The sequence below is a fragment of the Mycobacterium sp. ENV421 genome, from assembly GCF_002887815.1.
In the GTDB taxonomy this organism is placed as follows: domain Bacteria; phylum Actinomycetota; class Actinomycetes; order Mycobacteriales; family Mycobacteriaceae; genus Mycobacterium.
The window spans coordinates 21351-44186 of sequence record NZ_PDHO01000008.1; the positions used below are offsets into that span (position 1 = coordinate 21351).

Genomic DNA, 22836 nt, shown 5'->3' on the forward strand with positions numbered 1-22836 from the left:
TGGTTTTCCCGTCGGTTAGCCGATACCTCCGGTTACAAACTTTTTCCGCTCCTACACTTGCCAGATGGACCTGGCGAAGACGCTCGTTGGTATCGCGAGCGCACCGGTACGGGTGGGACTGGCCGCAGCCGAGGTCGGGCTCGATGTCGCCAGAGCGGGCGTTGACCTCACCAAACACGCGCTGGGCGAGGCGGGGGGCGCAGCGTCCCCGAGTTCGATGGCGCAAATGTTCGGCTTGGAGGACACCATTTCGCGGGCGAACAAACTCGCCCAATTGCTCGACGACGACGCCCCGCTGGGGCGGGCGCTGGCACCGGACGGCCCGCTGGACCGGCTGATGCGGCCGGGCGGTCTGATCGACCGGATGACCGCGCCGGACGGTGTTCTGGACCGGTTGACCGCCGAGGGCGGTGGACTGGACCGGTCGCTGGCGCCCGGCGGGCTGGTTGATCAGCTCCTCGACGAGGACGGCCTGATCGAGCGGATTCTCGGCGAGGAAGGTCTGGCCGACCGGCTGATGGCCGAGGGCGGCCTGGTGGAGAAGCTGACCGCGCGCAACGGCCCCCTGGAGCAGTTGGCCGATGTCGCCGACACCCTGAACCGGCTGGCGCCCGGACTGGAAGCGCTGGCACCGACGATCGAGACGCTGCGCGAGGCAGTCACCACGCTGAGCCTCGTGGTCAATCCGCTCAGCAATATCGCCGACCGGATCCCGATCCCCGGCCGGCGCCGCAGCTACACGCCGCCGCGCCCAGTCGGCACCGAGCGGGTGCGCAGCGAGCGGCTGGTCATCGACGACGACGAGCAGTGAGTTCGCTAGTCTGTTAAGCGGTTCCGCCCGTTCCGGTCGGCCAAGCCTCCTTAGCTCAGTGGTAGAGCAACATACTTGTAATATGTAGGTCATCGGTTCAATCCCGATAGGGGGCTCTCGAATTGAGAGCATACATGCTGGTAGCGCTCACTTTTGCACACTTCGATCATTCCCGACGCCAGGCCTGTTTGTGCCCTCGACAAGATTCACAGCAAACATTTGCTAGTACGACTGACCGTTGGCGTAGCGCTGTCGGCGGTAGTGGCGACCGCTACCGCGATTTTTAGCCTTGAATGTCGGCAGCTGGCTGTCACAGTTGGGACAGATGAGCCGCAGATTCTCGCGACGGTTGTTCGTCGCGTTCCCGTCGATGTGATCGATGATCAGCGCTAGGCTCGCGCCGTTCCAATGGCTCGCTATTGCGCAGATGGCGCAGCGCCCATCCTGCTGCGCGTAGAGGTAATCACGGACAAAATGACCTCTATAAGACATGCGGCCGGATGCGCCCGTTTCGAGCCAGACATCTAAGAGCGCCCGCCGGCGGTACGCCTGTTGACATGCGTTGCTGCAGTACACCTTCTGGCTGCCCTGAATATCGATTCCGCACCCGATGCACTTGACCGTCATGGACTGACGCTACGACTTGCCACCGACAGATTTTGCATTGGAATACGTCGCCTCATCCACGCCAGCGATTGTCGGTGACAGGTCGTAGATTCTGCCCATGAGGCAATGTCGCCAATGTGGCTCTACGCTCGCCAAGCGCAGCCAAAAAGTCTTCTGCAGCAACGCATGTCAGCAGCGCGCCCGGCAGGATGCCAGTACGAAACTCTGGCTCGAGTCCGGTGATGCGTGGCTCGACACCCGCCGTAACCACTACATACGGACCTACCTCAACGAGGCTCAGTCCGGCTGCTGCGCGATCTGCGGTGGCACCAACGTATGGCTGGGTCTGCACCTGGCCTTCGTGTTGGATCACATCGACGGCGATCCGACCAACAATCGGCGAGAAAACCTGCGACTGATATGTCCGAACTGCGACTCGCAGTTGCCGACGTACAAGGGCCGCAACCGGGGGAAGGGCCGCCATTACCGTCGGCAGCGGTACGCCGACGGCCAGACGTACTAGCCGTCGCCCGACGCCATGACGACCCGATTCCGCCCGCTCTGCTTGGCTTGGTAGAGCGCGCGATCCGCGGCCTGTAGGAGATCTTGCGGTGACGTGGTGTCCGCGTCGGTGGCCGCGACGCCGATGCTGATCGAGATCGGGCGCTTGGGCCACGGCGCACGCTGCACGGCCCGGCGGAACCGCTCGCCGAGCACGAACGCACCCTTGCAGGTGGTTTCGGGGAGCACGACCGCGAACTCCTCGCCGCCGTAGCGGAACAGCGAATCGGAGACCCGGAGTTCGGATTGCAGCAGACGGGCAACCCCACGCAGCACCTCGTCACCGGCCGGGTGTCCGTGGATGTCGTTGAATGCCTTGAACAGGTCGACGTCAATCATGATCAGTGACAAGGTGCTGCCGCGGGTTCGCGCCCGCATGCACTCCTCGTCGAGAGTCATGTCGAACGAGCGGCGGTTTTTCACTCCAGTCAACACATCGGTTACCGATTGAGACTCCAGGTGCACCCGCACCTTCTCGATGTCGCGCTGATACTCCTGCAGCAGTTCGACGTACTTCTCCTGGTCCAGCACCGCCTGCTCCAGAGTCTCGATGCTGCGGCGTAGCTCGAGCTGCACGATGATCTCGCGGGACAGAATTGCCAGCGCCTCCCGCTGTGTCTCGCTGAGGGTTCGCGGCTGGCGGTCGATCACACAAATGGTGCCCAGCGCCTCACCGGTCGGCGCCACCAGCGGTGCGCCGGCGTAGAAGCGGATGTGCGGATCGCCGGTCACCAAGGGGTTGGTCGCGAAGCGTTCGTCGGCGGTGGCATCCTCCACGGTCATCACGTCATCGGGCTTCATGATCGCGTGAGCGCAGAACGCCTGCGAACGCGGAGTTTCGCTGACCCCGAGACCGAAGTCGGCTTTGAACCATTGCCGATCCTTGTCCAACAACGAGATGAGCGCGATGGGCGTGCCGCAGATGGCCGACGCCAACTTGACGAAGTCGTCATAGGCCTGTTCCGGCAGCGAGTCCATGATGTTGTAGTCCGCAAGGACATTCAGTCGCTCGCGCTCATTGGCTGGTATCGGAAAAGCGGCCTCTGACATGTGCTCCCCCATCAGTCCTTGACACCAGTCACTGATATCTCACAGCTACCCCCGTCAGTAGGATCTTAACTCGATGGTGGAACGTGGTCGGTGACAACGCCACTACCCACGGTGTACAACGCTTAAGTGGTGACCGACTTCGATGTCCCGCGCTTCAGCGCGTGGCTGGCCGAGGTCACCGGCGAGTCGGCCGACGTGGCGGTGACGCCGATCCGCGGTGGCGGCAGTTGCGAGATGTTCCGCATCGACCGGCTCGGCGAAACCTGGGTGGTGCGCCGCGCCCCCCTCGCCACGGTGTCCGACACCGCGCACCAGGTGATCCGCGAAGCGCGCATCATGGAAATCCTAAAATCACAGGGCATTCCAGTGCCGACAGTCTTGGCCCGCTCCGAAGACCCCGCCATCATCGGCGCACCCTTCTTCGTGATGTCCTTCGTCGACGGTGACGTCATCCGCCGCGACGGCCTGCCCGCGGCGCTACGACAAGACCCGGGGTCGCAGGACAGGATCGGCGCGCAACTCGTCGACACCCTAACGCAGTTGCACGCTGTCGACTGGGCATCGACGCCACTGGCCGAGATGTCCCATCCGCTGGGCTTCCTCGACCGGCAGGTCGACCGCTGGCTCGGCCAGCTCGACAGCTATCGGATCCGCGACCTACCCGACGTCGACGACCTCGCAACCTGGTTGCGCGACCACGTGCCAACACACGGCGATTTGACCGTCATGCACGGTGATTACAAGGTGGACAACGTCATCTGGGCACCCACTGCCCCGCCGCGCATCGCCTGCGTCGTGGATTTCGAGATGACCACCGTCGGCGATCCACTCGTCGACCTCGCCTGGGCGATGATCTTCTGGCCCGAGGAGAGCAACCCCATCGCACTGGCCGCCCCCGGCACGCCGAACGGCATCCATCCCGACCACTGCCAAACACCGGAGCAGCTCGTGCAACGGTATGCCCAGTCGACCGGCCGCGACCTGTCCGACTTCACCTGGTATCAGGTGTTCAGCGCGTGGAAACTCGCCATCGTCTTGGAGGGCTCCTACGCCAAACATGTTCGTGGCCAATCCCGCAACCCGGTCCACGAGGTCTTCGGCGTGATCGCCGATCGCCTGATCACCCGCGCCAGGAGGTTCACCCGATGACAGATCCGCTCTTCGACGTCTCCGGCCGCGTCGTGCTGATCACCGGCGGCAGCCGCGGACTCGGCGCCGCCATGAGCATCGGCCTCGCCGCGCGCGGAGCCAAAGTCGTCATCGCCAGCCGCAAGCTCGCCTCCTGCGAGGCACTAGCCGATCGCATCAACAGCCAAGGCGGCGAGGCATTCCCGCTGCAGTGCCACGTCGGCGACTGGGAAAGCCTGCCTGCCGTCGTCGACGCCGCCACCGAACGCTGGGGCCGGCTGGACGGCCTGGTCAACAACGCCGGGATGAGTCCGCTGGCCCCGTCACTACTCGAAACGTCGGAGACGTTGTTCGACAAGGTGATCGGCGTCAACCTCAAAGGTCCGACCCACCTCACCGCCCTGGCCGCGAACGCCATGGCGAATACCGGCGGCGGATCGATCGTCAATATCAGTTCGCTCGCGTCGGTGAAACCGACCCCCGTCGCGCCGATCTACGGCGCCGCCAAAGCCGGTCTCAACGCGCTCACCACAGCGACGGCACTCGAATTCGCCTCCGCCGGTGTGCGGGTCAACTGCATCGTCTGCGGAACATTCGACACCGACGCCGCGTCGGGCTTCGTCCGCAACCCGGACACACTGCCCGACGTCGTCAAGCCGATTGCACTGGGGCGGGTCGGCCGACCCGAGGAGGTCGTCGGCGCCGTGATCTACCTGCTGTCCGACGCGTCGAGCTACACCACCGGATCATTGATGACGATCGACGGTGGCGTCGCCTAGTCAGCTGTCGCGGCGGATCCCCTCGATGAGGTAATCGATGTGCAGCGAGAACAACTCATCGATCTCACCGGCGGTCACGCCATCGGGATGGCTGCCGGCCAGCCGATTACGGCCAACCGGCACGTCGAGCGGCGGATGGTCCATCGCGACGAAGCCCACCGTCGCCCAGGTCAGCAGTCGACAGGCGCGGACCGCGTGCTCGCGCGGCATCCCGTCGCGACGCATGCATTTCAGCAGCGGCCGGGACGCCTCCAGATAGGCTGGTCGCTTCACCTGGAGGAAGAGCCTGCTGTCGGCGGCTTCGGTGAGCCGTTGCCGCAGTTGACCGGTCCAGCGCCGCGCATAGTCCGGCCATGGTTCATCACTGACCGGCTCCGGCGCCAGGTCAGCCAGAAAATGGTCGGCCACGGCAGCCAGCAGCGCGTTCTTGTTGCCGATGCGGGCATACACCGGCGGCGGCGTCACCCCGAGCCGGCCCGCCACACTGCGCATGCTGACCGCGTCGAGCCCTCCCTCGCGGAGGATGTCGACCGCGGCGGCCACGATTTGTTCACGGCGCAAGTCGATTTCGCCGGTCATGAGATCCTCAGCGCAATCTTGCCGACGTGTTCGCCGGCCTGCAACACGCGGACGGCGTCACCCACCTCTGTCCAGTCGAAGACATGACTGATGTGCGGCTTGATCCCGGCGGTGGTGATCAACTCACACAGTTCGACGAAGCTCAGCACGCTGCCGACGGTGATGCCGATGACCCGAATGTTGTTGAGCATCAACTCGGCAACCGGTACCGGCGCGGCATCGAACCCCGTGAGCACGCCGATCACCGCCACGGTGCCGCCCATCCGGGCAGCACGCACCGAGTGGGCCAGCGTCTCCGGCCCACCGAGGTCCACCACCAGATCCGCCCCGCGTCCCCCGGTGATTCGCTTGACCTCGTTCTCCCAGTCCGGCGTATCGCGGTAGTTGATGAGATGCGCCGCTCCCAGCGCAGATCCGATCTTGAGCTTCTCATCAGACGATGAGGTCACGATGACGTCCGCACCGAGCGCGTGCGCGAACTGGACGGCGAACAACGAGACACCTCCGGTGCCCTGCGTGACGACCACGTCGCCGGGACCGATTCCGGCCTCCAGCAACGCATTCCACGCGGTGACCCCCGCGCACGGCAGGGTCGCCGCTTCGATGTCACTCAAATGCGGTGGCGTCGCGACCAGCCCGTCGCTGGCCGCGATGCGGTACTGCTGCAACCAGCCGTCCCCGCTGTCGCCGGGCAGCTCGGCCTTGGCCTGCGGAGTGGGCGGCCCGTCGTGCCAACCCGGGTGGAAGGCGCTCATCACGCGGTCGCCCACCGAGAAGTCGGTGACATCGGGACCGATCGCCACGACCTCGCCCGCGCCGTCGCTCATCGGGACACGAGGCCACTCCCCCCAGATCAGCCCGGCCAGATTCACCATGTCGTGATAGTTGACGCTCGACGCGTTGACCTTCACCAGCACTTCACCCGCGCCGGGATCCGGCACCGGCCGCTGCTCCGGTTCCGGCGCCGCCCCTTGCGCCGTCATCACCATCGCCGTGTAGGTGCTCATGCGATTCCCGCTTCCTGCCTCAGCTGTTCCCACTTCTGTTGCGCCGCAGGCCGACGCGACGGCAGATGTTCGGTCGGCCACCCGTCGACAGGCTGATACTTCTTGAGCACATGCCGGGCCAGCACCGACTTGTGCAGCTCATCGGGGCCGTCGCCGATCGATCCGAACCGGGTGATCCGATACCACTGCTCGACGGGCAGATCACCGGAGTACCCCAGCGCTCCACAGACCTGAATCGTGCGGTCGAGCACCGCGAGCACGACCTTCGACACGTGCGCCTTAACCATCCCCAGATCGGCGCGCACCGCACCGGCCCCCAGCCGATCCATCTTCCAGGCGGTGTGGAACGTCAACAACCGCGCGGCCTGAATCTCAGTGTGCGACAACGCGATGAAGTCCTGGACCATCTGATGCTCACCGAGCAGACGCCCGTGCGACTGCCGCGACACGGCGCGCTCCCCCATGATGTCCAGTGCACGTTGCGCCTGTCCGAGCCAGCGCATGGCGTGGTGGATCCGGCCACCACCGAGGCGCTGCTGGGCCAGCAGGAAACCCGCACCCCGCGGCCCGATCAGATGATCCGCCGGTACCCGGCAGTCCCGGAGCACCACCTCGGCGTGGTTACCGCGCCGGCCGTACTCCGGGTCGGCGTGCGCCATTGTGGGAATCTCCCGGACGATCTCGAGGCCGGGCGTATCGGTCGGCACCACGAAAATCGATGCGTGCCGGTGCGGCCGCTTGTCGGCATCGGTCTCGGCCACCACCAGGATGATGTCGGCACACGACGCGTTGGTGGTGAACCACTTGTGGCCGTTGATGATCCAACTGTCACCGTCAGTCACGGCGGTGGTGGCGATGACGGTGGGGTCGGCGCCGGCCAGGAACGGCTCGGTCAGGGCGAAGGCGCTCGAGATCTCACCGCGCAGATTCGGGAACAGCCACCGTTGCTTCTGCGCCTCGTCGGCGCCGTGGGCGAGCAGTTCCATATTGCCGCTGTCCGGCGCCTGCACACCGAACAGTTCCATCGACATCATGCAGCGGCCGATGATCTCCGACATCAGGGCCAGTTTGAGTTGACCGCCGCCGGTCCCGCCGAGGGCGGGATCGAGGAACATTCCCCAGAGCCCCTGCGCTTTGACCCGGTCCTGCAGATGACGTTTGACCGCCTGCCATTCGTCGGCGGGCAGCTCGGAAAGGATCGGCTCCAGCGGGATCACCTCGGCATCGATGAACTCCCGCATCCACGCCAGCTGCTCGGCGAACTCGGGGTCGGTTTCGAAATCCCACGCCATGACAGCCCTTCCGCCGAGTCGGATCACAGTGTAATCATGGTGTGATCGTCGAGCGCAACGCCGCGGAGGTACCGACCGATGAGAGCGTGGCAGGTGCACGGCCCCGGCGAGCCCGAGGCCGTTTTGCGGTTGGTGGAGCGCGAGGTGCCCGACCCCGGGCCTGGTCAGGTGCGGGTCCGCGTCGCCGCGGCCGGAATCGGCCTGCCCGATGTCCTGATGTGCCGCGGCACCTATCCGCTCACCCCCGCCGTCCCCTTCACCCCCGGCCAGGAGATGGCGGGCACGGTCACCGCGGTCGGTCCCGGGATCGACATCCCGATCGGTACCCGGGTCATGGGAGTCAGCGACTTCATGAACGGCAACGGCTCGTTCGCCGAGGAAGCATTGGCGCCTGCGGCGTCGGTCGTCCCCGCGCCCGCGACGCTCGACGACTGCGCCGCCGCCGGCTTCTGGATCCCCAACGTCACCGCGTGGACCGGTCTGGTCGATCGCGGGCAGCTGCGAGCCGGGCAGCGCCTGGCAATCCTCGGTTCGGCCGGCGGCAGCGGCATCGCGGCCGTCCAACTCGGTAAGGCATTGGGAGCCACAGTGATTGCGGTGGCCGGTGACCAGAGTCGTGCCGAGTTCTGCCGGTCGTTCGGCGCGGACCACGTCGTGGTGGCCAGAGACGACGCCGCCGACGACGGCCGTCCCCTGGCCCAGGCTTTGCGGGAACTCACCGACTGGCGGGGCGTCGACATGATCTTCGACCCGGTCGGCGGGGCTCAGGGCAGCAACGCGATGGGCGCACTGGCCCGCGACGGCCGACACCTCGCCGTCGGTTTCGCCAGCGGCAGCTGGCCGACGGTCGACGTCCAGATGATGGCGGTCACCAACACCTCACTGGTGGGTGTTCTCGCCGCCCCGGAGTCGCGCGAACACACCGAGGACGTGCTGCGCGGCCTCACCGACCTCCTCGACCGCGGCGCCATCCACGACACCGTCGGCACGCGGTGGGCGTTCGCCGACGCTCCCGCAGCCCTCACGCACGTTGCCGACCGCAGCCAACCGGGCAAGTGCGTCCTTGCCGTGTGACCAGCGGGTCAGGCCAGGGCAGCCCGTTCGACATCGAGCAACTGCTCGCCGCGCCGTTCCTCGTCATAGGCCTCGCGGCCACCGCGCAGGCCGAACAGTCGCTTGGACACCAGCAGATAGATGACCGCGGCGACGTTGATGACGAACGCTCCCCCGCGGGTGAGCGTGACCCCTTTGACCAGGAGGTCGTAAACCTCCAACGGCAGGAAGATCGACGTCGCGACCACGGCGAAGTATTCGCCCCAGCGCGACAGCAGCCACAAACCGACACCCTCGATCAGCTCCAGCAGCGCGTAGACCAGCAGCGCGACGAACACCAGCATCAGCGTGCCGGGTGTGGTGGCCAGTGCCTTCTCCAACTCGTGCACGGCGGTCATCTGGTCGACTTTGATTCCCGACGCCCGCAGCAATGGCAGGTCGCGTTCGACGGCGGCTTGGATCGAGCCCTGCGCGCCACGGAACTGCCACACCGCCCACGCGGCAAGCGCGATCAGCAGCGCCCGAACCCACCGCTCCACTGCCAGCGCCCGCACGATGATCGCCTGCCGCAACGCGCCGCCGCGAAGGATCAGCGGGGCGTGGTCGGCGGGGCCGCGGCCATGGGGAGGTCCGATGACGAACTCCCCGCACCGCAGGCAACGCCACACTTCACCCAGCCCCGTCGTCCCGCTCAACCGCTCGGCGAGGGCGGCGTCGTCGGGTGCGTAGGTGACGTGCCCTTGCCGCGCGCAGGTGAACAGTTCCCAGCGGTTGATGCCGCGGGGTGACTTCTCAGCCCTGCGCTGTTCCTTCGATGTCGCCACCGATCCATCATGTCGCCTCACGATGTCAACTACCTGCGGCTGTCACGATCGGGGCGAACTTCGCGCGTAACCGCTCCACAAAGGCGCCGACTTAGCTTAAGATTCGCTGAGAAAGCAAACGGGTGCCCGGCCGCCTCGGCAGTTTGGCACCCACATCGGGGGGTTTGCCTGAAGTCCGCCGACTTCACCGGCAACAGACGACGCACGAAGGCGGTACTTCCATGGCAAATGTCCAGCGTGGCGCACGAGCTGGTGCAGCCGCCGTCGCATTGGGCCTGTCTCTGGTCTGGCCGACCGTCGCCATTGCCAGTGCGGACAGTCCCGACAGCGGTTCGTCCTCCACATCGGCCGGTCCGGCAAAGGCCAAGAGCGGGGTCGCAAAATCGGCTCGCACGGCCAAACCCAGCCAGAACAACACCGCGTCGTCATCGTCGAAGACGCCCTCCGCCGCCAGCAGTAGCAGCCGCAAGCCCACGTCAGCGGCGCGCGTCCACGCCGGCATCCCCGCCCCGACGAGCGTCGAGAAGCCCACGGCGCAGTCCAGCCGCACGGTCTACGACGCCACGTCCGCCGCGAGTGCCACGTCCGCCGCGAGCGCCGACGCCGAGAGCACCCCGGCGCAGACAACCGACAGCCAGCAGTCGGCCACCAGCTCCACCACCCAGGCGGTGACCGCCACGCCGACCCCGGCGAGCGGGAAGGCAACGACGATCACCGCCTTCCGGGTGCCCTCGGCCAGCGCGTCGCCCACCGATGTGTTGACCAGTCTGGTGGGCTCGGTTCAGGGGCTTTTCGAGGGCGCTGCTCTGTTGGTGCGCCGCACGTTCTTCAATGAGGCACCGACGGTCGCGCCCGTTCAGCTGACCGGTGAGACCACCGGGCCGATCACCGGGACCATCGATGCGACCGACCCCGAGGGCGATCATCTGGTCTATAAGGTGACCCAGCAAGGCCACTACGGGAATGTCGTGGTCAATTCGGACGGCAGCTACACCTACACCCCGACTGCGGACTTCACGGGCGTCGACTCGTTCGTCGTCTCGGCGACCGACACCGGTCCGCACATCAACCTGCTCAACTGGTTCCGAACCTCCAGCGCCTATGCGGCCGGGGCCATCTACCAGGAGCCGGCGAACGCCCACCGGATCACATACACCTTCACCTACGGCAACGGTTCGCAGTTCTGGTCCAGTGCCGCTCGTGCCGAGTTGGCGGCGACGGCCATCTACCTGTCGAGCTATTTCGAGCCTCAGTACGACGTCAACATCACCTATGCCGTCACCGGCCAGTACTCGCTGGCGGGTGGGACGCTGGCATCGGCAGGAAGCGACCTGATCAGTGACAATGCCGGCTTCTACGACACCGTGGTGGAGAACAAGATCCTCACCGGTGTGGACTCCAATGGGTCGGCCGCCGACGGAACGATCGACTGGAACTTCGGCTACGGCTGGGGCTACTTCTCGACGGTGCCCGGGGGAAGCTACGACTTCCAGTCCACGGCGATGCACGAGCTGCTGCACACCTACGGCTTCCTGTCGGTTGTCGACAGCGTCGCCTCCGGCAACAACGCTGGGCCGAATTGGACCACCTTCGACAGCCACATGGTCGACAAGAACGGGAACTCCGTGTTCAACGGCACGACGTTCAACACCGCCTACAACCCGAATCTGACCGGCGGCGTCAGCAACGGCATGTACTTCGGTGGCGCCAACGCGATGGCGGCCAACGGCGGAAACCCGGTACCGCTGTACAGCCCGAACCCGTGGGAGTCCGGCAGCTCAATGTCGCACCTGAACGACGACTACTACACCGGCGCCGATGAGAAACTGATGAACGCCTCATCGAACACCGGGCTGGGCGTCCGGACACTGAGCCCCATCGAGATCGGGATCATGAAGGATCTCGGCTACACGATGGTGTCGGCGTCCCCGACCGTGGCGGTGCTGTTCATCGGCCTGATGCTCGTCCGCCGCCGGCGGCAGTAGCACCGCGAACGGTCAGTTGCTGCCTGGGCAGGAGATCGTGAGATAGACGGTCGTGTTGGCAGGCGGGTGATCCCCCTGCAGGCCGTCGACACCGGTGATCTTGCACTCCGACAACGGGCGGTCACTGCCGCTTCCGGCGGAGAAGTTGTACTGGACGTTGTAGCCCTGACTCTGCAGCGCCAGCATGCCGTCCGCCGCGTTCTGGTTCTGGTTGAAAGCACGCGGCGGCATCTGGATGACTCCCTTCTCGGTGGGAGACGGGGCTGGTTTGCTCGTCGAGGCGCTACTCGAGGTGGTGGACGACGGGCTCTCCTTGGACGACTGGCCGCATCCCGCTGAAAGACCGGCAACGGCAACGATTGCCAGAAAGCCGCCGGCCAGCGTGAGCTGACGAGACATCGTGACCGACCGATTAATGCCGTGCTTGACCATGCCGCAAAACCTATCGGCCTGCGCGAAACCGTCAAACCCGATCAGCCCTTTCCTGAGGCCGCGTCAAGAGATGTTCGTCCGCGCGCAACCTTCCCGACATCACCACCCCGTCGCGCCGCCGCTGATAGTCTCCGACGAATCGGGGGTGCGGCGACGATGCCCATTGGGTCAATTCGGACACGAAGCGCCAGTCGGGCGAAGTGGATCTCGCTCGTAGCTGTCGCCGCGACCCTTGTCGCCCTTGCGTATTCGGTCACCCCGTCCGACCGGACCCCAGCACTGCCCGGCGCTATCAGCGGTCCGTATGCGTCGCTGCTGACGGCATCCACCGACCTGGGTCCATCCGGCGCCGCTGTGGTCCAGCTGATTGCCGGGCTTCGAGACGATTCCCGACCCGCGACGCTGATCAGCTGGGCTCAGCAGCACGGACTGTCGGTGCGCTGGCGCCCGGGCGATCACTGGGCCGCGGTGACCGGCGCGGCGTCCGCGGTCGGCCTCGCCTTCGATGTCGCCGTACACGACTTTCGCGGCCGGACCGGTCAGGTCTTCTACGCCTCGCCGCAGCAGCCGGCCGTTCCTACGCCCGTCGTCGGCGACGTGACCGAGCTCGGCCGGATCCTCGGATACGTCCCGCACAACGAATCGGTCCCGGTTATCGTGCCGCTGGATGTGCCCGATCAAGGGCTGGGACCGGCCGGGCTGCTCCGTACCTACAACGCCGCGCCGCTGCGCGAAAGCGGGTACACCGGTAAAGGTTCGACAGTTCTGGTGTTCGCCTTCGACGGGTTCGACCAAGAGGACCTCGACATGTTCGCGTCCGCCTTCGACTTGCCGAAGTTCACCCCAGAACTGATGGGCGACATGCCATCTCAGCGCAGCGGCGAGGCGACCATGGACCTGGAAGCCATCCATGCCGTGGCCCCCGACGCCAAGACGGTATTGGTCAACGCCCGGGGTACCGTGTCCGGTGACGCCACCTATCAGAAGATCGGCGCCTTGATGGAAGAGGCGGATCGACGTTATCCCGGTGCGATATGGAGCTTTTCGATCGGCTGGGGATGCGACAAGATCGCGACCGCCGCGGATCTGATCCCGGCCCGTTCTGCACTTCGTGCCGCGCTGCGACGCGGCACCACCGCGTTCAACGCCAGCGGCGACCTCGCCGGACTGGAGTGCAAGGGTGGCCACAACTGGTCCTCCCCACCGTCACCCGACGACGTCGGCCTGGATTCGGTGGCCTCTCTGCCGGAGATGACCGATGTCGGCGGTACCACGTTGTCCACCGACGCCGACGGGCGTTGGCTGGCCGAACAGTCGTGGTTCGCACCCGCTATCTCCCACGGCACGGGCGGTGGGGTGTCCAACTTGTTCGAGCGGCCGCCGTGGCAGGCGGGGCTACGCGTGGCGGCTCCGCCCGGACGCCGGCTCACCCCGGACATCGCGGCCGTCGCTGACCCGTACACCGGTGTGCGCATCGTCTTTCGACGCCAGCACGTCATGGGTGGCGGCACCTCGCTCGCCGCGCCGATCTGGGCCGGGATGACCGCGCTGATGAACGACTATCTTCGACGCAACGGCGGCGGCCCCATCGGAGAGCTCAATCCTCTGTTGTACGAGATTGCCCAGGGTGCAAGGCTTCCCGCATTCCGTGACGTCACTCTGGGCGGCAATGCCGTCGATGACGCAGGCCCCGGCTATGACCTCGTGACGGGACTGGGAACTCCGGACCTCGACCATCTGGCACGCGACATTCTGGCGCTGCAGAAATGCGGTGTCGGATGCGGCTGAGCATGGAATGCCCGGCGTGCGGCACCGAGGTTCCCGCCGGGGTGTACTGCGGAACCTGTGGCGCACACCTGAATCCGCAGCCGGGAGATGGCCCGCAGTGGCTGCGCCCGCGCGCGTTTTGCGCCGCGCCGGACGAGCACGTGTTGCGGCCGGCGATTGCCAGTTCGTTGTTTCCGCACCTGAGTCAATTCTCCCGCACACCATTCAATCTGGGGCTCGTCCTCATCGTCGTGGCGATGGCGGTCGCCATCCAGTCGGCTCTGCCCGGCGCCTTGGTGACCGTCTCGGCGCTCGGCCTGCCGCTGCTGTTCGCGATCTACCGGCACCAGTCCGGGATCTACCGCGACATTCCGCGCAGTTCGCTGGTGATCACCGTCGTGTTGGGGATTGCGATGGGCGTCGGCTGGGTCTTTCTGACCGGTGATCTGGTGATCCGGGAAACGGGGGCACCATTTGATGCCGGTATCGCCGGGCGCCGAGTGCTGCGCGACGGCCTCGGGGTCGCCGAGGGCGGGGCTCTGTTGATGATGATTCCCGCCGTTGTCGTGCGACTGGTGCGGCCGGGAGCGCGGGAATCGTTGAACGGCTTCGTGATAGGCGTTCTGTCGGCTCTGAGCTTCACCGCGGCGGCGACGTTCACCCGGCTTGCACCGCAATTCGCGGCTGCTACCGTCGCCAAGAACAGGCCGGTGGAGTGGCTGCTGGTGGAAGCCGGCATCCGCGGGCTGGCGATACCGCTCACCGCGGCCTGCGCCGGCGGATTGATCGGTGCCGCACTGTGGTTCAAGCGTCCGGCCGGTGCGGTCCGGTGGCGACGGTCTTTGGTGGTCGCCGCGTTGACGGTCTTCGGGACCATCGTGTTGGGGGTCTACGCGATCGTCGGCATCACCGACGTCGCCGGCCTTGCACAGGAGAAGATGCTCGCCCTGCACATCGCGATGGCGTTGGTCGCACTGCTCGCACTGCGCCTCGGTCTGCAACTCGCCCTGCTACACGAGCAGCCCGATCCGGTGCGTGGCGAGCCGCTGCTGTGTCTGCACTGCCGAAACGTGGTGCCCGAGATGGCGTTCTGTCCGTCCTGCGGTGCGGCAAACCACGCGTCATCGGCCAAGTCCCGAGCCGACCGGCGGGCGGTCATCCCGACGGCAGGAGCGCAGACCGACGCGGCAACCGAGCTCTGGCCGGGATACTCGGTGGATGCGCAGACATACACCTCACCACCGTTGTCTCGCACGTCGAGCGTCCGCGTACTGAGCTCGTGGCTGGTGGTGATCGTGGTGATCACCACGCCGCTGATCGCCCTGTCCGCAAGCATCTCCGAGCCGGCTGTCGTCTACAACTGCCCGCCGGATTGCGGTCGGCCGCCCACCGGAACGCCGGTCGCGGCGCTGCCCCGGTTCACCGCGCCCGACGGCGGGTTCTCGGTGTCCTACCCCGCACCTGGCTCGGCCTACGATCTCTCTTTCGCCGACGACGGCGTGACGGCGCGGTTCACCGGCGGGGACGGCGGCACGATGAAGCTGTGGGGCATCCCGGCCGGCGGAAAGTCGGCCAGAGAGGTCGCCGAGGCATTCCTGGCGGCGCGCTATCCGGACGCCCGGACGGCCTACGAGATCCCGAACGCGATGGTCGGCTACCAGTTCGGCTACGGCGAGGTCGCCGACATCTGGCCGCAGGACGGCGATGCCAGTTACCGGCATCTGCGGCTGGTAATCCTCGTCGCGGTCAAGCACGACCTGGCGCTGATCGCCGGTGCCATCGGTCCCTACCGCCAGTTCGGCCCGACGTTCGGCCCCGGCCGGCCGGCGAGCGCCAACCTGGAATTGGCAATGGACTTGGACAAATACGTCAACAGCTTCTCCTGGCAGGGCGATCCGGCACGCTGACCGATGAGCGTCCGACGGTCAGCGGCCGAATATTCCGGTGATCAGCAGCACCGCACCGATGACCACCAGCGCGACCGCACTGATCTCGGCTTGGCGGCGCTGAATCCACGCCCGCAACCGCTCCAGCGATCGGTCGAATCGCGTGGCCGCCACCGCGTGGGCCAGCACCGGCAGAAGTGTTCCCGAACCCGCCACCACCACGAAGTACCCCACCGCGACAACCTGAGCGGCAGGCCCGAGCGTGGCCGCGTCGATCGCCAAACCCGCTGCGGCACAAGCGACGATGATCTTCGGGTTGAGAACTCCGAACGCCACGCCGATCGCCGCGGTGCGGGCCGGGGACCATCTGCCGATGGCGTCGAGCCAGTGCGACGATCGCACGGCTTTCTTTCGCCGCAACCACAGCCACCCGCCGGTCACGATCAGCGCGACGCCGCCGACCAGCCGCAGACGCAACTGCCAGACCGATGACGTCTCGGCCGAGCCGCCCACGAGCCTGGGGACATTCAGGAAAAGCACCGTCAACACCGTCAGCCCGGTCACCCAGCCGGCCGCGAACGACAGTCCCGCGGCGCGGGGCCGCGCGGAATACAGCACCAGCAGCAAGGCCGGCAGTATCGAGATCGGCGAGAGTGCCACCACCAACGCCAGCGGAATCAGCTCGGCGGACACCGCAGCCCAGTCACCCGACACCCATCACCTCCGGTCAGCAGCGCCAAGTTACGCAGTCCGGGCCGCCGGCGACAGCCTTGCGCGCAGCGTAATTCGAGGGCGGTCAGTCCTCGTCGGCGGCGTCGGATCGCGGCCTCGGGTCGCCGAACAGCGGGCGCCGCAGCGGCTGATGCCCGTGCACACCCTCGGCGTAGGCGGTTTCGGCGTGCTGGGTGAAGTCCACCCCCGCGGTCTCGTCCTCAGGGCTGAGCCGGAAGCCCATCGTCCGATCGATGAGTTTGGCGAGCGCGAACGACATGATGAACGCGTACGCCGCCACCACGACCATCGCGACCGCCTGCTTACCCAATTGAGCCAGTCCGCCGCCATAGAAAAGGCCCTGCGGCCCGCCGGTCATCACCGCGGTGGCCAGGAAGCCGATCAGCAGCACGCCGACCACGCCGCCGACGAAGTGCACACCGACCACGTCGAGCGAGTCGTCATAGCCGAACCGGAATTTCAGGCCGATCGCGAACGAACACACGACGCCCGCCGCCACCCCGACGATCGCGGCTCCGAGGGTGTTCACGGTGCCGCACGAGGGTGTGATCGCGACTAGCCCCGCGACGACCCCGGAGGCCGCGCCGAACGTCGTCGGCCGCCCGTCGCGAATCTGCTCGACCGACAACCAGCCGAGCATGCCCAGGCAGCCGGCCACCAAAGTGTTGAGGAAGATGGCCGCCGCCGTGCCGTTGGCAGCGAGCGCGGATCCGGCGTTGAAGCCGAACCAGCCGAACCACAGCAGTCCGACGCCCAGCAGAACGAAGGGCAGGTTGTGCGGGCGCATCGCGTCGACCTTGAACCCGATGCGCGGACCCAACACCAGGGCCAGGGCCAGCGCGGAGGACCCGGAGACGATCTCGACGACCAGGCCGCCGGCGTAGTCGAGTACCCCGAGCTTGAAAAGCCAGCCGCCGGGGGCCCAGACCCAGTGCGCGACAACGGCATACACCACGATGGACCAGACCGGCACGAAGATCATCCACGCGGCGAACTTGGCCCGGTCGGCGATCGCGCCGCTGATCAGCGCGGCGGTGATGATCGCGAAGCTGAGCTGGAATGTGGAGAAGAGCAGTTCGGGAACCTGGCCGTGCACAGTGCCGGGGCCGATTCCGGCCATCCCGATGTGCGATAGGTCGCCGATCACCCCGCCGAGGCTGGTTCCGGAAAACGCGAGCGTGTAGCCGAACAGCAACCAGGCCACGGTGACCAGCGGAATGGCGATGAAGCTCATCATGATCATGTTGAGCACACCGGTGGTGCGGACCATGCCGCCGTAAAAGATGGCCAGTCCCGGTGTCATCAACAGGACGAGCGCTGTGCTGGCCAGCAGCCACGCGGTGGCGGCAGGATCGATCGCTTGCAAAGTCCGGCTCCTTCGACGGTCCCGACGAGAATGTCGGCGCGAAGTTTCGACGGTGCGGCGATCATGTTTCGGGCGTGTTTCGCGCGGGCAAAGCGACGCGACCGAGGACTGACGAAGCGCCCCTCACCACCCCATCGAGCCGGGGATTCCCTTGAACGGACCGACCACCCGGCTGGTGATCCAGCCGCCGTAGAACCCGCCCGGTTGGGGCACGACCGTCTCACCGTCGACGGTGCACCGGTCGACCAAGCTGGCCATCACCGCGACGGCACCGGCGATCTCGGCGAACGGAGGCGTCGGCCGGGGGTAGGTCCACGCCGCCCTGGACGCCACCGCGTCGCCGGCCACCAGGTCGTAGTAGCGCGCCTGCCCTTTCCATTCGCACATCGATGCTCCCGGCGCGTCGCGCAGGACACCGTCGGAGAAAGCCTCCCGCGGTAGGTAGTAGGTCGGCGGATGACTGGTCTCGAGCACTCGCCAGCTGCGGGTGGTGGTTGCGATCACGCGGCCGCCGAGTTCAACGGTGATCGTGCCCGCGAACGGCTCCAGGCGCGGCGGACGCGGGTAATCCCACACTGATTCCTGGCCCGGGCCTGCCTGCTCCGGTGTCGGCCACTCGTTCATGCTTCGACGATACGAAGATGGACGGCGTGATGGGTGACTGGTGGCTGATTCCGGTCTCGCTCGCCACCGCCCTGGTCGTGGCGTGGCTGGTCCTGGCGATCACGCTGTGGGTCAGCAAACCCGACCAGGTCGGCATCACCGACCTGCTGCGCCTGCTGCCCGACACGGTGCGGTTGCTCAAGCGGCTGGCCGCCGACCGGCAGCTGCCGCGCCGCATCCGCGTCGTTCTCGCCGGCGTGCTGATATTTCTGGCCTCGCCCATCGACCTGATTCCCGACTTCATCCCGGTGCTCGGCTACGCCGACGACGTGATCATCACGGCCCTCGCGCTGCGCTGGGTCACCCGCACCGCGGCGCCGGAGGCGCTGGCGAGGCACTGGCCGGGGACGCCCGACGGACTGGCCGCGCTGCGCCGGTTGTGCCGGTTGCCCGAGCCGGTTTGACCAACCCTCGGTGACGATGGCCTTCTCCTTCGGTACGCTCTGCTGAGCGACTGCTTAGCGCTGTCGTGATCCGGCTCGCCGACGACGCATTGGAGCGAACGCCATGGCCGCACCAGCCACCCGCTACGCGGGAACCCGTGTCCCGCGGGTCGAGGACACTCGACTGCTCACCGGGCACGGCACCTATGTCGATGACGTCGTCCGGCCCGGCATGCTGCATGCCTGCTTCGTGCGCAGCCCGTTCGCGCACGCCCGGATCAACCGCATCGACACCTCGGCGGCCGTGGCCATGCCCGGTGTGCATGCGGTCCTCACCGCGGCCGATCTGAACGGCGACGTCCACGAGGCGTGGCACGCGGTGGCGGGCAAGGACGTCGCGGACACCCCGCGCCCGCCGCTGGCCGAGGGTGAGGTGAAGTTCGTCGGAGACCCCATTGCGATCGTGATCGCCGAGAACCGCTACCTCGCCGAGGACGCCCTCGAACTGATCGACGTGGACTACGACCCGCTGCCCGCGATCGCCGATTTCACCAGGGCCGTGGGCCACGAGGCGGTGGTCCACGAGGCCTACCCCGACAACGTCGCCGGTGGCCTGGCCGGAGCGCCGCCCGACGAAGAGGCGTTCGCCGCGGCCGCCTATGTCGCCGACGAACGGATCTATCAGCAGACCCACGTGCCGGTGCCGATCGAGACCCGCGGGCTGGTCGTCGAATGGGTCGCCGCGACACAGGAACTCACCTTGTGGGCCTCCACCCAGACGCCGCACGAATTGCGCGCCTTCGCCGCGCGGCTGCTCGGCATCCCGGCCCAGGGCGTGCGGGTGATCGCCCGGGACACCGGCGGCGGTTTCGGCCAGAAGGTCGTTCCGATGCGCGAAGACATGTGCATCCTGCTGGCCGCGCGCAAGGTCTCGGCACCGCTGAAGTGGATCGAGGACCGCCGCGAGAACCTGATGTCGGCCGGGCAGGCCCGTCACGTCGACGGCCGGGCGCGAATGGCATTCGACGCCGACGGTGCGATCACCGCCGTCGACATCGACTTCATCCAGGACATCGGCGCCTACCCCACCCCGTACCCGGTGCTGACGACCGCCGCGATCGGAATGTTCTTCCCCGGCCCCTACCGGGTGCCCAAGTCGAGCTTCAACTACAAGACGGTGTTCACCAACACCAGCGGTCTGGCCGCCTACCGCGGACCCTGGCAGTACGAAACCCTCACGCGGGAAATACTTCTCGACATAGCAGCCCGCAAGATGGGCATCGATCCGGTCGAGCTGCGCCGCAAGAATCTGCTCCGCCGCGACGAGATGCCGTTCTTCAACCCCAACGGCATGCCGTACGACCACGTCGCGCCGATGGAAACCTTCGAACAGGCCGTCAAGATCCTCGACCATGAAGGCTTCCGCAAGGAGCAGGCCGAGGCGCTGGCGCAGGGACGCTACCTCGGGCTCGGATTCTCGGCCTACATCGAGCCGACCGGGGCCGCGACAGGACACCTGGCCACCGAGGGCTGCACCATCCGGATGGAGCCGACCGGCAAGATCAATGTGTACGTGAACGGCGGCTCGAGCGGCAACAGCATCGAGACCACCGTCGTGCAACTGACCGCCGACGCGCTCGGCGCCGACATCGCCGACGTGTCGACGATTCAGGGCGACACCGCGGTGACGCCGTACGGCGCAGGCACCCAGGGCAGCCGCAGCGGACCGATGACCGCCGGCGCGGTCAACGACGCGGGCACGATCCTGCGTGGCCAGCTGGTGGCGATGGCGGCCCACGTGCTCGGCGTGCCGGAGGACGATATCGAGCTGGCCAACTCGAAGGCCACCTCCCGCGAAGATTCCTCCAAGAGTGTGTCTTTCGCGGATCTGGCCTATCGGTCCTACTACGAGCCCCAACAGCTCGCGCCGGGGATGGCGGCCACGCTGGAGGCCACCGCGCGATTCACCTCGCAGACGATGATCCACTGGGCCAACGCCACTCACGCCTGCACGTGCGAGGTGGACGTCACCACCGGCCGGGTCACGCTGACCCGCTACATCGTCAGCGAGGACGTCGGCCCGATGATCAACCCCAACATCGTCGAGGGGCAGATCGCCGGCGGCACCGTGCAGGGCATCGGCGGCGCATTGTTGGAGAACCTCGTGTATGACGACGAGGGAAATCCGTTGTCCACCACGTTCGTCGACTACCTGCTGCCCACCGCGACCGAGGTACCGCCGATCGAGTACGGGCACGTCGAGGTGCCCAGCCCGGGCGTCGGCGGCTACAAGGGATGCGGCGAGGGCGGCGCCATCGGCTCGACGCCCGCGGTGATCAACGCGATCAATGACGCACTGGCCCCGCTCGGGGTGACGGTCACGACATTGCCTGCCACGCCGTCACAGATCGTCGCCCTGATCGAGGCGGCCGCGACCGATTAGGTTGCGGCCGCGCCGGTTTCGACACCGCTTTCCGCGGCTTGGTGCACCGCGTTGACGATGCCCTGATAGCCGGTGCAGCGACAGAAGTTGCCCGACAGGCCCTCGCGGATCTCCTCGTCGGTGGGATGCGGGTTGTCGCGCAGCAGCGCGGTGATCGACATGACGAATCCCGGTGTGCAGAAGCCACATTGCAGCCCGTGACAGTCACGCAGGGCAGCCTGTACGGGCGACAGCTCACCGTCGGCCGAAGCCTCTCCTTCGACGGTGGACACCTCGGCATCCTCGGCCTGCACCGCGAACACCAGGCACGACCGCACCGCGGCCCCGTCGAGCAGCACCGTGCAGGCGCCGCATGAGCCGTGCTCACATCCCAGGTGCGTTCCGGTCAGGCCGCACCGCTCACGCAGGAAGTCGGCCAGGGTCAGCCGCGGCTCGACGGTCGCCTCATAGGGAGTCCCGTTGACGGACAACCGGATCGGACGTTCATGCATCGAAGGCCTCCTTGACCGCTGCCCGCCAGGCTTGCGCGGCCATGGCCGCGCCGATTTTTCGCCGGTAGTCGGCCGAACCCTGCAGGTCGGCCGGGATGTCGTCGAGTCCGGTCATCGCGAGCTCACCGATCTCCTCGGCGGTGACGTCGCCGACCGGGCGGCCTGCGATGGCCGACTCGGCGGCTGACGCTCGCCTCGGTGTGGCGGACAGTCCCAGCAGTCCGATGGCGCTGCGCCGAACCTTGTCGTCGTGGTCGAGTTCGACGGCGGCCACGGCACCGGCGATCGCGAAATCGCCATGCCGACGGGCGAATTCCTCGACCGCGAAGCCGCACCGGCCGGACCAGACCGGGAAGCGCAGACCCACCAGCACCTCGTCGGCTGCCATCGCGGTCTCCCACACCCCGGCGAAGAACTCGCCGGCCGGGATCTCACGCCGCCCGGATACCGACACCGCCTCGATCGTGGCGTCGAGCGCCAGGGCGACGGCGCCGTATTCGGCCGCCGGGTCGGCATGCGCGATCGACCCGCCGATGGTGCCCCGGCTGCGAATCTGGAAGTGCCCGATCAGCGGCGTGGCCCTGGTCAACAACGGCACGCTGGTGCGCACCCGTTCGTCGGCGCCGACCACCGCGTGGGTGGTGCCACCGCCGATCCACACGGAGTCGCCGTCGGCCCTGATGCCCTTCATCTCGTCGAGGCGCGAGATGTCGATCAGGTTGTCGAAGAACGCCAGGCGCATCGACAGCATCGGAACCAGGCTCTGTCCGCCCCCGAGGAGCTTGGCGTCGTCACCGAATTCGCTGAGCATCTGAGTCGCGGCGGCGACGCTGTCGGGCCGGTGATAGTCGAAGGGCGCCGGCTTCATCGGCGGCCGCCGCAGGTGGTCATGCTGAGCATGTGCTCAGCATAGCGGGCGGCGCAAGGCCTGGACGGATCCGTCCGGGTCCCGCTGGGCCACCCGGCCTAGCTGGGGCCTCACCAGCAATTGCCCGCAT

The 22836-nt window shown here is 66.9% G+C and carries 22 protein-coding genes and 1 tRNA gene; 11 read left to right on the forward strand and 12 right to left on the reverse strand.

The annotated features are described in order from the left end of the window. Positions 1–64: 64 nt before the first annotated feature. A complete protein-coding gene (locus CRM90_RS12175; RefSeq protein ID WP_102807224.1) occupies positions 65–811 on the forward strand; it encodes a hypothetical protein in 747 nt (248 codons plus the stop codon). Positions 812–855: 44 nt separating this feature from the next. Beyond that, positions 856–927: transfer RNA gene (locus tag CRM90_RS12180), tRNA-Thr, on the forward strand. 106 nt (positions 928–1033) lie between these two features. On the opposite strand, the gene CRM90_RS12185 is transcribed toward CRM90_RS12180, so the two are convergent. After that, complete coding sequence (locus CRM90_RS12185) at positions 1034–1438, reverse strand: HNH endonuclease (protein WP_102807225.1); 405 nt, start codon at positions 1436–1438, stop codon at positions 1034–1036. Positions 1439–1535: 97 nt separating this feature from the next. Here CRM90_RS12185 and CRM90_RS12190 point away from each other — a divergent pair, with 97 nt between their 5' ends. Then, entirely contained in the window at positions 1536–1940 is a 405-nt protein-coding gene (locus CRM90_RS12190) for an HNH endonuclease (protein ID WP_102807226.1), read from the forward strand. On the opposite strand, the gene CRM90_RS12195 is transcribed toward CRM90_RS12190, so the two are convergent. Next, entirely contained in the window at positions 1937–3028 is a 1092-nt protein-coding gene (locus CRM90_RS12195) for a GGDEF domain-containing protein (RefSeq protein WP_036346322.1), read from the reverse strand. The genes CRM90_RS12190 and CRM90_RS12195 overlap by 4 nt on opposite strands. A 129-nt stretch (positions 3029–3157) precedes the next feature. Between CRM90_RS12195 and CRM90_RS12200 the strand changes: the two genes are divergently transcribed. After that, complete coding sequence (locus CRM90_RS12200; RefSeq protein ID WP_142391364.1) at positions 3158–4177, forward strand: phosphotransferase family protein; 1020 nt, start codon at positions 3158–3160, stop codon at positions 4175–4177. Next, positions 4174–4935: an SDR family NAD(P)-dependent oxidoreductase gene (locus CRM90_RS12205; RefSeq protein WP_102807228.1), complete on the forward strand. Its 762-nt coding sequence runs from the start codon at positions 4174–4176 to the stop codon at positions 4933–4935. Before CRM90_RS12200 ends, CRM90_RS12205 begins: the two co-directional genes overlap by 4 nt. On the opposite strand, the gene CRM90_RS12210 is transcribed toward CRM90_RS12205, so the two are convergent. From CRM90_RS12210 to CRM90_RS12220, 3 genes are read right to left on the reverse strand one after another with little or no spacing between them, the layout of a single operon-like run. Next, positions 4936–5514, reverse strand: a complete 579-nt coding sequence (locus tag CRM90_RS12210; RefSeq protein WP_102807229.1) for a TetR/AcrR family transcriptional regulator — start codon at positions 5512–5514, stop codon at positions 4936–4938. Beyond that, a complete protein-coding gene (locus CRM90_RS12215; protein ID WP_102807230.1) occupies positions 5511–6521 on the reverse strand; it encodes a zinc-dependent alcohol dehydrogenase family protein in 1011 nt (336 codons plus the stop codon). Before CRM90_RS12215 ends, CRM90_RS12210 begins: the two co-directional genes overlap by 4 nt. Further along, on the reverse strand, positions 6518–7813 hold the full coding sequence (locus CRM90_RS12220) for an acyl-CoA dehydrogenase family protein (protein ID WP_102807231.1): 1296 nt from the start codon (positions 7811–7813) through the stop codon (positions 6518–6520). The genes CRM90_RS12215 and CRM90_RS12220 overlap by 4 nt, the downstream gene beginning before the upstream one ends. Before the next feature lie 78 nt (positions 7814–7891). Between CRM90_RS12220 and CRM90_RS12225 the strand changes: the two genes are divergently transcribed. Next, positions 7892–8887 carry an NADPH:quinone oxidoreductase family protein gene (locus tag CRM90_RS12225; protein WP_102807232.1) on the forward strand — a complete coding sequence of 332 codons (996 nt, stop codon included), beginning with the start codon at positions 7892–7894 and terminating at the stop codon, positions 8885–8887. Between the two features lie 8 nt (positions 8888–8895). Here CRM90_RS12225 and CRM90_RS12230 read toward each other — a convergent pair whose 3' ends face one another. Then, positions 8896–9690 carry a DUF2127 domain-containing protein gene (locus CRM90_RS12230; protein WP_102807233.1) on the reverse strand — a complete coding sequence of 265 codons (795 nt, stop codon included), beginning with the start codon at positions 9688–9690 and terminating at the stop codon, positions 8896–8898. Between the two features lie 221 nt (positions 9691–9911). On the opposite strand from CRM90_RS12230, the gene CRM90_RS12245 reads away from it, so the two are divergent. Next, entirely contained in the window at positions 9912–11675 is a 1764-nt protein-coding gene (locus CRM90_RS12245; protein ID WP_142391365.1) for a cadherin-like domain-containing protein, read from the forward strand. Between the two features lie 12 nt (positions 11676–11687). Here CRM90_RS12245 and CRM90_RS12250 read toward each other — a convergent pair whose 3' ends face one another. Further along, positions 11688–12107 carry a hypothetical protein gene (locus CRM90_RS12250; RefSeq protein ID WP_102807237.1) on the reverse strand — a complete coding sequence of 140 codons (420 nt, stop codon included), beginning with the start codon at positions 12105–12107 and terminating at the stop codon, positions 11688–11690. 156 nt (positions 12108–12263) lie between these two features. On the opposite strand from CRM90_RS12250, the gene CRM90_RS12255 reads away from it, so the two are divergent. Together CRM90_RS12255 and CRM90_RS12260 are read left to right on the forward strand one after the other, a co-directional pair. After that, a complete protein-coding gene (locus CRM90_RS12255) occupies positions 12264–13895 on the forward strand; it encodes a S53 family peptidase (RefSeq protein ID WP_102807238.1) in 1632 nt (543 codons plus the stop codon). Next, positions 13886–15781 carry a zinc ribbon domain-containing protein gene (locus tag CRM90_RS12260; RefSeq protein ID WP_102807239.1) on the forward strand — a complete coding sequence of 632 codons (1896 nt, stop codon included), beginning with the start codon at positions 13886–13888 and terminating at the stop codon, positions 15779–15781. The genes CRM90_RS12255 and CRM90_RS12260 overlap by 10 nt, the downstream gene beginning before the upstream one ends. 18 nt (positions 15782–15799) lie before the next feature. On the opposite strand, the gene CRM90_RS12265 is transcribed toward CRM90_RS12260, so the two are convergent. The 3 genes from CRM90_RS12265 to CRM90_RS12275 form a co-directional block, all read right to left on the reverse strand. After that, positions 15800–16474, reverse strand: coding sequence for a GAP family protein (locus tag CRM90_RS12265; protein ID WP_102807240.1), 675 nt, complete (start codon positions 16472–16474; stop codon positions 15800–15802). A gap of 82 nt (positions 16475–16556) precedes the next feature. Continuing rightward, a complete protein-coding gene (locus tag CRM90_RS12270; protein ID WP_102807241.1) occupies positions 16557–17858 on the reverse strand; it encodes an ammonium transporter in 1302 nt (433 codons plus the stop codon). Between the two features lie 123 nt (positions 17859–17981). Then, positions 17982–18482 carry a DUF427 domain-containing protein gene (locus CRM90_RS12275; RefSeq protein WP_102807242.1) on the reverse strand — a complete coding sequence of 167 codons (501 nt, stop codon included), beginning with the start codon at positions 18480–18482 and terminating at the stop codon, positions 17982–17984. 17 nt (positions 18483–18499) lie between these two features. Here CRM90_RS12275 and CRM90_RS12280 point away from each other — a divergent pair, with 17 nt between their 5' ends. Together CRM90_RS12280 and CRM90_RS12285 are read left to right on the forward strand one after the other, a co-directional pair. Beyond that, on the forward strand, positions 18500–18925 hold the full coding sequence (locus tag CRM90_RS12280) for a YkvA family protein (protein WP_142391366.1): 426 nt from the start codon (positions 18500–18502) through the stop codon (positions 18923–18925). 103 nt (positions 18926–19028) lie between these two features. Then, complete coding sequence (locus tag CRM90_RS12285; protein ID WP_102807243.1) at positions 19029–21347, forward strand: xanthine dehydrogenase family protein molybdopterin-binding subunit; 2319 nt, start codon at positions 19029–19031, stop codon at positions 21345–21347. Here the strand turns inward: CRM90_RS12285 and CRM90_RS12290 are convergent. Both CRM90_RS12290 and CRM90_RS12295 read right to left on the reverse strand, forming a co-directional pair. After that, positions 21344–21838 (reverse strand): (2Fe-2S)-binding protein, encoded by a 495-nt coding sequence (locus CRM90_RS12290; protein ID WP_102807244.1) that lies wholly within the window; start codon positions 21836–21838, stop codon positions 21344–21346. The genes CRM90_RS12285 and CRM90_RS12290 overlap by 4 nt on opposite strands. After that, on the reverse strand, positions 21831–22706 hold the full coding sequence (locus tag CRM90_RS12295) for an FAD binding domain-containing protein (protein WP_102807245.1): 876 nt from the start codon (positions 22704–22706) through the stop codon (positions 21831–21833). Before CRM90_RS12295 ends, CRM90_RS12290 begins: the two co-directional genes overlap by 8 nt. Between the last annotated feature and the right edge of the window lie 130 nt (positions 22707–22836).